We start from the raw sequence: 8,172 nt of genomic DNA, 5'->3' as shown, positions 1-8,172 counted from the left end.
ATAAGGGGCCACACAGGCCGTGTGCAGTCAGTGGCGGTGACCCCGGACGGGTCGAGGATCGTGTCCGGCTCCATCGACAAGACCGCGCGCGTTTGGGCGCGTTGTCCAATTCGCTCGCGCGGGTAAACTTCGCCACGGACCAGCCAATGAGCGGCGCGCTATGAATAGCCCTCATTAACGGGCGACTGATTGATTTGGCTTGGACCACGTGAGCTCGTTAGGTCGACCGCGGCGCGACCGCAAGCGCCCCGCTGGCGCACTCCGAGCTCCGTGACCCGAGCCGCTGCGCCGCCCGCTCCCGGCGGCGCGCCGCGCGGATGGTGTCCACACTAGAGGCGCCGGCGGTCGTGTTCGACAGCGATGAGCAAGAGTCGACCACGTCCGCGCGCGACGATGGGGGCGAGCCGCCCGCGCTCTCCTCGGACGACATGCTCCTCGCTGCGACGCTCATCAAGAGCGCCAAGAACGGCACCAAGTTCGTGTACAAGCAAGACCGCGCCTCGCTCATGTACGTGCGCGCGCTTTTTCCACGCCTCGCTCGCGATGCAGCTGACGCCGCGCGGCAGCTCGTACGGCTGGTTTGTGTGGAAATGGACACGGTGGACGCTCATGTTCTTCGTCGCGCTGGACATGGGCCTCGCCATCTTCGAGGTCCCCGCCGTGCCCGGCCTGGCGCTCCCCATCTTCGCAACCATGACGATGGAGACGCTGTGCCTGGCCATGTTCGCCGTGCGCCTCGCGCACGCGGCCACGTTCTACCGCGACAAGCGCCGCTTCTGGAGGGACAAGAAGCACATTGCCGCCATGGCGACGCTCGTGCTCAACGTGGTGGACATGACCGTGTACGGCGTGACCATGTCGCAGTGGAACGTGGGCCTGCGCTTCTCGCGCATCTTCCGCCCGCTCTATCTCATCGCCTTCGCCCACGGCGTGCGCCGCGGCGTCCGCACCGTCCGGCGCACGCTGCGCGACATTGTCGGTGTCATGGTGCTCCTGTGGCTCCTCATCGCCGCCTTTGGCCTGTTGGCCCTGGAGCTCTACCGCGACCGCCCCGAGGGCGCCTTGGCCTTCTACGACTACATGGAGAGCTTCTGGAGCTTCTACGTGCTGTCGACCAACTCAAACAACCCCGACGTGACCATCCCGGCGTACACAGCCAGCCGGTGGAACGCCGTGCTCTTTGTCGTCTTCCTGACGCTGGGCCTCTTCATCATGCTCTCCGTCGTGCTCGCCGTGGCGTACAACAACTACCGCAAGGTGGGCCGGCGGCGACGCTATGCGTGCACGCGCGCGCGCTTGCATCAACGGCGGCGGCGGCCCGCGGCGCCCGGCGCAGTATCTGAAGAACGAGGTCAGCGAGCTGATCGCACGCCAGGGCACGTTCGCGGACATGGCGTTCGACGTCCTCTCCAGATCCACGGACAGCGTGCACTTTGCGCAGTGGCAGCAGTTCCTGCACTTCTGCGCGCCCAGCACGTCGGAGGAGAAGGTCAGGCTGCTCTTCGACGTGCTCGACGTGGATGAGAGCGGCAAGCTCAGCAAGGGCCAGTTTGGCCGCGTCATCGACCTCCTGAACATGCGCATCCGCGCCCGCTTCCATTCGTCGGCCATGAGCAGCGTTCTCTGCCCCGCCGTGTACGAGTCCGCCCCGAGCAAGTGGCTGCGCCGCGCCACCGTTCACCCCATCTTCCGGTACCTCTTCGACTTGGCCATCGTCGCCAACGCCATCACCATCGCAGCGACAAACTCCAACTGGATCCCCGAGCTGTTCCTCGTGTTGTTCAATCTCGAGCTGATCCTCAAGGTGCGCTGGCTGCGCTGCCCCAATCGCGACGCCACAGGTGCGCCTGGCCCACGACCCAGCCTGTTTCCCCCTTCCGCTTGACAGTGGTACGCGGTGGAGCTGAGGACGTTGTGGGAGAGCGTCTGGGACCGAATCGACATTGCCCTCATCCTGGCCGCCGACGGCGTCGCGCTGGCCGGCGCCGTGTCCGGATTCAGCATCGCGCTCGTGGACGTCCTCCGCTTCCTCATGCTTCTGCGCATCTTCCGCCTGGTCAAGCTGCTGAACAGCATCAAGAGGTGCTGCGGCAGCGCACGCACGTGCGAGTGACGCGGCGGCGCATGGCCCTGACGCGCGCCTCCGCTGCAGCTTCCGCCTGGTCATCTCCACCATTGGGCAGCTGAGGCCGGCGATTGCAACGTACGGCGGCATGCTGCTGGTCATCTTCTACTTCTTCAGCATCCTCGGAATGGAGGTGTGCGCACGCGCGTGTGCGCAGAGCAGCGCAACGATGGCTGTTCTCATGCGCTGCGTGCGAGCAGCTCTTCGCAGGCAAGATCTCCGTCTCGATAGCGTCCATTCAGCGCCTGCAGGGAACAAAGTTCCTGTCGTTCGGGTACATTGTCCTGGACATGAACGACATCCTGGCGACCTTCAAGATCCTCTTCGACTGCCTCGTCGTCAACGACTGGCACGTGGTCGCAGACGGCTACGCGATAGCAGCGGGGACGCGGTGGGCGCGGCTCTACTTCGTCGCCTTCCACATCCTGTCCGTCCTGGTCGTCATGAACATCGTCATCGCGTTCATCCTCGAGGCGTTCATCATGCAGTGGAACGTGTCGCAGTCGGTGGAAAAGTGCGCCGCCGCGGCGCGCGGCGTGGTGCGAGGGGGCGCGGCCGCGCTCATGCGCCGCCCCCACCCGGCGCGCAGGGACGAGCTCACGGCCAGGATCGAGTACCTCGGCATCATCGACGACAACGAGTACGTCTCGATGCCGCTCAGCAGCCTCTTCTGCCAGAAGGTCGACCTCCCGCAGCAGGCACGCCGCGCCTTCCCCGCGGCGGACGAGTCGCTGCACACGCTCCTTGTCACATGCGCGTGCCTCCGCCGCGGCCGCGCAGCAGCCCAACGAGAAGCAGGCGGTGGGCATGGGGTACATGGCCCAGCGGATCACAACGACAGAGTCCATCCTCAAGGCGCTCTTCTCCAGCGAGCTGACCGTACAGCCTGCACAGACGTGACCCACGCGAACGCTGACTCGCTCACAACCAACATGTAGACCCTGCAATACGGCACCTTTGACCGTCACAGCGCCGAGCTTGAGTAGGTAAACGCCCCGGCGTCCGCGGCCGTGGAGCCGGCCGCGCACGTCGCGCATCGCGAGTTCCGGTCCGTCGTGCAGGAGAGCCGCAATGGGCGTGCAGTTGCGGCATGCGCTGGCGCGCAGCCGCACCCGGTGAACTGCCCATCGTTGGTGCAGAGGACATGGCCGCCGCACTGGAATTCCAGGTCGGGGCAACTCATTGCGCAGACGTCGCACTCCTCGCCGTCCCAGAAGTAGCCCGGGGCGCACTCTGAGCAGAAGGGCTTGTCGTCGCTGCGGAACCACACAGTGAATCATTTCGGGCTTGCGGAGTCGTTGGCTTGCACCTGGCAATGGGAGCGGCTGAGGGTCGTGAAACTGGCCACCAGGCGGGCGTGTCGGCCACCCCCCGCAGCACTCTCATGGCCAAGGCGAAGCGGCGGTCGCATGCATGCATGTTCATGCATGCAAGTGCATGCACGGCTCGGAGGGCGAGCAAGGCCATGCAGGGCAGAAGTGCCACGCGCCCATGCATAGTCTCCCTTCCTTGCCTCCAGCCTGGTGGTCAGCCACCGCGCATCCCCGTTGTGCATGCAGGGCCGCATCATGCCTCGAGGCAATCATCCACCGCGCCCATTAGCGTCGCGGGCAGCTTGCGGTTCAGTTCATTACCGTTTAATTGAACCAGACTGCGCCCGCACCCTAATTGGCGGTCGGCTCAATTCGTGAACTGCTGTCCTGTCTCTGGGCAACACACTCCAGCTATCGCGACGTCTTGTCCGCTCTGTGCAGCGACATGGCAGCGCCATCGAGCCTCCTCCTCCTCCTTGCCGCGGCGCTCGTGGCCTTGGCCACGGCGCAGGACCCGCTGGGCAACCTCTGCCCCTCAGGTACGCACACGAACCGTTCCATTTGCCGCACCATGCGCCCTTGCTTCCAGGCTGATGCACCCCTCGCCCGCGCAGGCTCCAAGCCCATGGGACCGTACCGCGTTGCTACTATCACGACGGGCGACACGTCGTGCATGTGCAAGTGCGTTCCGCGCCCACGCTCGGCTACGTGGCCACGCCGCTCTTGCCTAACACTAGACCGCGCGCCTCGGCAGTCATCCCTACACCTGCTCCTTCAACCGCGACGAGAACGTACAGGACCCAATGCTAAGCCAGAACCTGGTGCCCATCAAATGGCACGTCCACTTTGCGCGGCCGCATGGCAGCGCGCCAGGTCGCACTGACCCGCGCCTCCCGGCGCCAGGTACGGCGCCTTCTACGGCGCCACGGGCTGCACTGGCGGTGGCGAGATTCGCCTGAACAACGTCCTCGTCGGAACGGCGCCGCCGAAGCATGATTGCACCTGCAACTGCCACCAAGGCACCATCGTGGAGAGCCAAGTGTACGACCAGGCTGACAGCATCCCGGGCTACAAGCACGGCCAGACCAATGCGTGGAACATCCGCAGCATTGGCGCCAGCTACTGCGTCGCCTACTTCGAGTACATGCTCTGTGGCGTCGACCGCAACAAGCCGCCCGAGTGCCCGCCCAGCCCCATCACCCGCACCGCCTACGAGGTGGGCACGAGCGGGACGTGCAGCAAGCGCGGGACGCCGATCATCGGCGCGCCCATCCGGTGCTCGGCGCCGAGCGACGAGACGGACCAGAAGGTCTTCTACTCGATCGTCGGTGGCAGCGGCCACGGCCTCTTCGCCATCGACGCGACGACGGGCGTCATCACGGTGAACACGGACGACCGCACGGCCATCAACTACGAGAACGAGAACGCGCGCCAGTTCACGCTCATCGTGCAGGCGCAGGACGACGGCCCCGGCCAGCGCACGACCAACGTGACGGTGACGGTCGACATCCTGGACTGCAACGACGCGCCCATTGTGCAGGCGACGAACCGCACCGTCGACGAGAACGTCGCGTCGGGCACGCCCGTCGGCGCGCCCATCCCCGCCAACGACGAGGACAAGGACGCGGTGACCTTCGCCATCAGCGGCGGCGACAGCGGCCCCTTCGTCATCGACGCCACCACGGGCCAGATCCGCACGACGGGCCTGGTCAACTACGAGGTCAAGAACCTCTACAACATCATCGTGCGCGCCTCGGACGCACGCGGCGGCGTCGGCGAGGGCCCCGTCCGCATCGAGGTCAACGACCTGAACGACCCGCCCACGCTGATCGACCAGCTGCGCGAGATTGACGACGAGGCCGTCGCGCTGGCGCCCGTGGGCACGCCCGTCACGGCCGTCGACGAGGACATCCCCAAGCAGACCATCGCCTACGCCATGGTCGACGCCTCGAACACGTTCCAGATCGACGCCGGCAACGGGCAGATCCGCGTGCGCCAGGGCGCCACGCTGAACGCCGCGACGCAGAGCACGTACACGGTGCAGGTGACCGCGACGGACGACAACATCGAGAAGCGGCCGAACACGCCGGCCTCGACGACGGCCACGGTGACCATCCAGGTCGTGCTCTCGTCGCAGAAGGCGCCGGCCTTTGAGGGCCAGCCCACGCGCGCCATCGACGAGAACAGCCCCGTGGACACGGCCATCACGCCGGCCATCCGCTTCATCGACCCCAACAGCCGGCCCGTCCTGTACTCGCTGGTGACGATCGGCTCGCCCTTCCGCATCGACGCCAACACGGGCGTCCTGTCCGTGCAGCGCGCCGAGCTCGACTACGAGACGAAGCGCGAGTACAGCGTCGTCGTGCGCGCCACGAACACCGTACCGCGCAGCGCCGACGCCACCGTCGTCATCCAGATCCGCGACGTCAACGACCCGCCCGTCATCCAGTCGAGCGTCTTCGACGTGCTCGAGCACTCCCCGATCGGCACCGTCGCCGGGCGGCTGCAGGTGACGGACCAGGACGAGGGCGACCAGGGCAAGCTCACGTTCACCATCCTGAGCGGCAACATCGGCGACGCCTTCCGCATCCGCTACTACCAGGAGAACGGCGTCTGGGTCGCGGACCTGGAGGTCAACCAGAACGTCCTGGACCGCGAGACGCGCGCCAACTACCACCTCACGATCCGCGTGGAGGACCAAGTGTCGAACACGCAGGGCACCGTGGACGTGCACCTGCTCAACGTCGACGACCCGCCCATCTGCCCCGCGCAGATGACCGTGTCCATCGCGGAGAACTCGGCTGTGGGCATGCCCGTCGGCGCGCCGCCCGATTGCCGCGACCCCGACGGCGACCAGATTGGCTACCGCATCCTGTCTGGCAACGACCTGGGCCTCTTCCAGATGGACCCCAACGGGCAGCTGAAGGTCGCCAACAGCCTCGCGCTGGACTACGAGACGACGCAGCAGGTGGTGCTCACCATCCAGGCCATGGACCCGACCTCCCTGACGGCGCAGGTCATCATGACCGTCAACATCCTCGACGTCAACGAGCCGCCCGTCTTCGATACGACGCGCGGCTCGATGCGCACCATCCTCGCCGGCGCGCCCTCGGGCACGGAGGCGACCAACCCGCTCAACAACGGCAACGCCATCGCCTTCACCGACCCGGATCGCATCAACGGGCAGCCGCAGACGCTGACGTTCAGCATCGCCCCCGTGAACGACGCCGACAAGAACCTCTTCACCATCGGCTCGGCGAGTGGCATCATCTCGTCGATCACGACCATGCCGCTGAAGTGGCACCAGGCCGAGCTGAGCGTCACCTGCCGGGACAGCGGCAACCCGTCCCTGGCGACGACCGTCTCCATCACGGTCGAGATTGACGGCACGCACGCGCCGCCGCAGTGCACGGAGCCGACGAGCTTCGCCATCGAGGAGAACTCGGCCAGCGGCGCCTACGTGGGCGCCCTGAGCTGCACGGACGACGAGGGCACGCTGCTCGAGTACGAGTTTGAGCCGCCCACGGACCTCTTCGACATTGAGCTGAACTCGGGCCACATCTCCGTGGGCACGGCGATCCTGAACTTCGAGGCCGGCCCGTACGTGGGCCTCGGCTTCGAGGGCAGCCAGTTCACGGTCAACGTGCGCGTCGTGGAGGCGGTCAACGGCGGAGCGGGCACGCTGGTCACGGTGACCATCAACGCGACGGATGCCAACGATCCGCCCATCCTGCCCAACCAGAACGCCTACGCCGAGGTGGGCTTCCCCAACGGGCGCGCCGTGGGGCCGGGCCTGCTCGACTACACGGACGAGGACGCCGGCCAGGGCGCCAAGTTCACGCTCATCAGCGGCGGCCAGAGCGCCTTTGTCCTCTCCGAGGCGGGCCAGCTGAGCGTCGCCAACCAGCCGGCGTCGGGCCTGCCCGCCAGCCCGGAGACGTACCTGCTCAGCGTGCGCGTGACGGACACGGCGCGCGACCCGCTCTCCAGCACGGGCATCGTCAAGGTCATTGTCGTCCGCTCCTGCACGAGCCGCGATGGTACGCCGCGAGCGCTCGCTTGCGCCTCGTGCGCCACTCATCAGCTGCTGCCTCGACCAGATGGCAACTGCCCCGACGAGTACAAGGACCGCAAGTTCCCGCTCGGGAGCGACGCCAACTCGTCGGGCGGCGACTCGTCCTCGTCGTCGAGCAGCCATGCGGCGACCATCGTGGTGGGCGTGCTGCTGGGCCTCGTGGTCATCGCCCTCGTCGTCGTCCTGGCGGCGACGATGAAGCGCAACGCGAGCGACCGCCGCTACTGAGTGCCTTGCCTCCCCATCCCTCCGCCCATGGCTGCAGCCGCCTAACATGGCGGTTCCCCCCTCTGCCGCCGTTCCCGCTCATGCCATTGCCGCCCCTGGATGGGCGCCCGTCTCCCTCGGTGGTCGCCACGCTGCGAGCAGGCGGCATCGTCGCCAGATGACGCGCGTCGTTCTCCCGTTGCTACGGTAGGCCGTGCCGCGCGTCACACCGGCACTGGAAGCGGCGTTGGGCACCTGCCTCGGCCAGGACGGCACCTCCCCTCCCAGGCCACGGCCGAGTCCATGCGAGTCTGCAGGTCCCCGCGAGGACGACGACGCGTGTCGCGCTCGTGTTCCTCCTCCTGCTCGACCTCGCGCCGGCGCGCCACCCGACCGTCGCCATGGTCAGCCGCCTGGCGCTGCCACCCGAGGAAGCCTGCCTCGGGGCGGCC

At 66.9% G+C, this 8,172-nt stretch carries 6 protein-coding genes; all 6 read left to right on the top strand.

The genetic code is table 11. The features are described from left to right. The 6 genes from KIT86_RS25240 (at position 1) to KIT86_RS23305 (ending at position 7,741) form a co-directional block, all read left to right on the top strand. Positions 1 to 126, top strand: a complete 126-nt coding sequence (locus KIT86_RS25240) for a hypothetical protein (RefSeq protein ID WP_367185463.1) — start codon at positions 1 to 3, stop codon at positions 124 to 126. 417 nt (positions 127 to 543) lie between these two features. Further along, positions 544 to 1,524: an ion transporter gene (locus KIT86_RS23325; RefSeq protein ID WP_297402848.1), complete on the top strand. Its 981-nt coding sequence runs from the start codon at positions 544 to 546 to the stop codon at positions 1,522 to 1,524. Continuing rightward, complete coding sequence (locus KIT86_RS23320; protein ID WP_297402846.1) at positions 1,508 to 1,885, top strand: hypothetical protein; 378 nt, start codon at positions 1,508 to 1,510, stop codon at positions 1,883 to 1,885. The genes KIT86_RS23325 and KIT86_RS23320 overlap by 17 nt, the downstream gene beginning before the upstream one ends. Positions 1,886 to 1,912: 27 nt before the next feature. Continuing rightward, positions 1,913 to 2,113: a hypothetical protein gene (locus KIT86_RS23315; RefSeq protein ID WP_297402844.1), complete on the top strand. Its 201-nt coding sequence runs from the start codon at positions 1,913 to 1,915 to the stop codon at positions 2,111 to 2,113. 302 nt (positions 2,114 to 2,415) lie between these two features. Continuing rightward, entirely contained in the window at positions 2,416 to 3,063 is a 648-nt protein-coding gene (locus KIT86_RS23310; RefSeq protein ID WP_297402842.1) for a hypothetical protein, read from the top strand. A gap of 1,414 nt (positions 3,064 to 4,477) precedes the next feature. After that, the gene (locus KIT86_RS23305) at positions 4,478 to 7,741 is read left to right on the top strand and encodes a cadherin repeat domain-containing protein (protein ID WP_297402840.1); all 3,264 of its coding nucleotides are present in this window, start codon (positions 4,478 to 4,480) and stop codon (positions 7,739 to 7,741) included. Positions 7,742 to 8,172 lie beyond the last annotated feature (431 nt).

It is taken from the genome of Hydrogenophaga sp., from assembly GCF_026125825.1.
In the GTDB taxonomy this organism is placed as follows: Bacteria; Pseudomonadota; Gammaproteobacteria; order Burkholderiales; family Burkholderiaceae_C; genus Hydrogenophaga.
Note: the sequence above shows the minus strand (reverse complement) of the source record. Positions and strands in the feature narration are given on the sequence as shown.

What these genes read in the sequence shown, in the direction of transcription:
- KIT86_RS23325 (WP_297402848.1), top strand. Translation starts at nt 544, where the DNA reads ATGCAGCTGACGCCGCGCGGCAGCTCGTACGGCTGGTTTGTGTGGAAA.
- KIT86_RS23310 (WP_297402842.1), top strand. Translation starts at nt 2,416, where the DNA reads ATGAACGACATCCTGGCGACCTTCAAGATCCTCTTCGACTGCCTCGTC.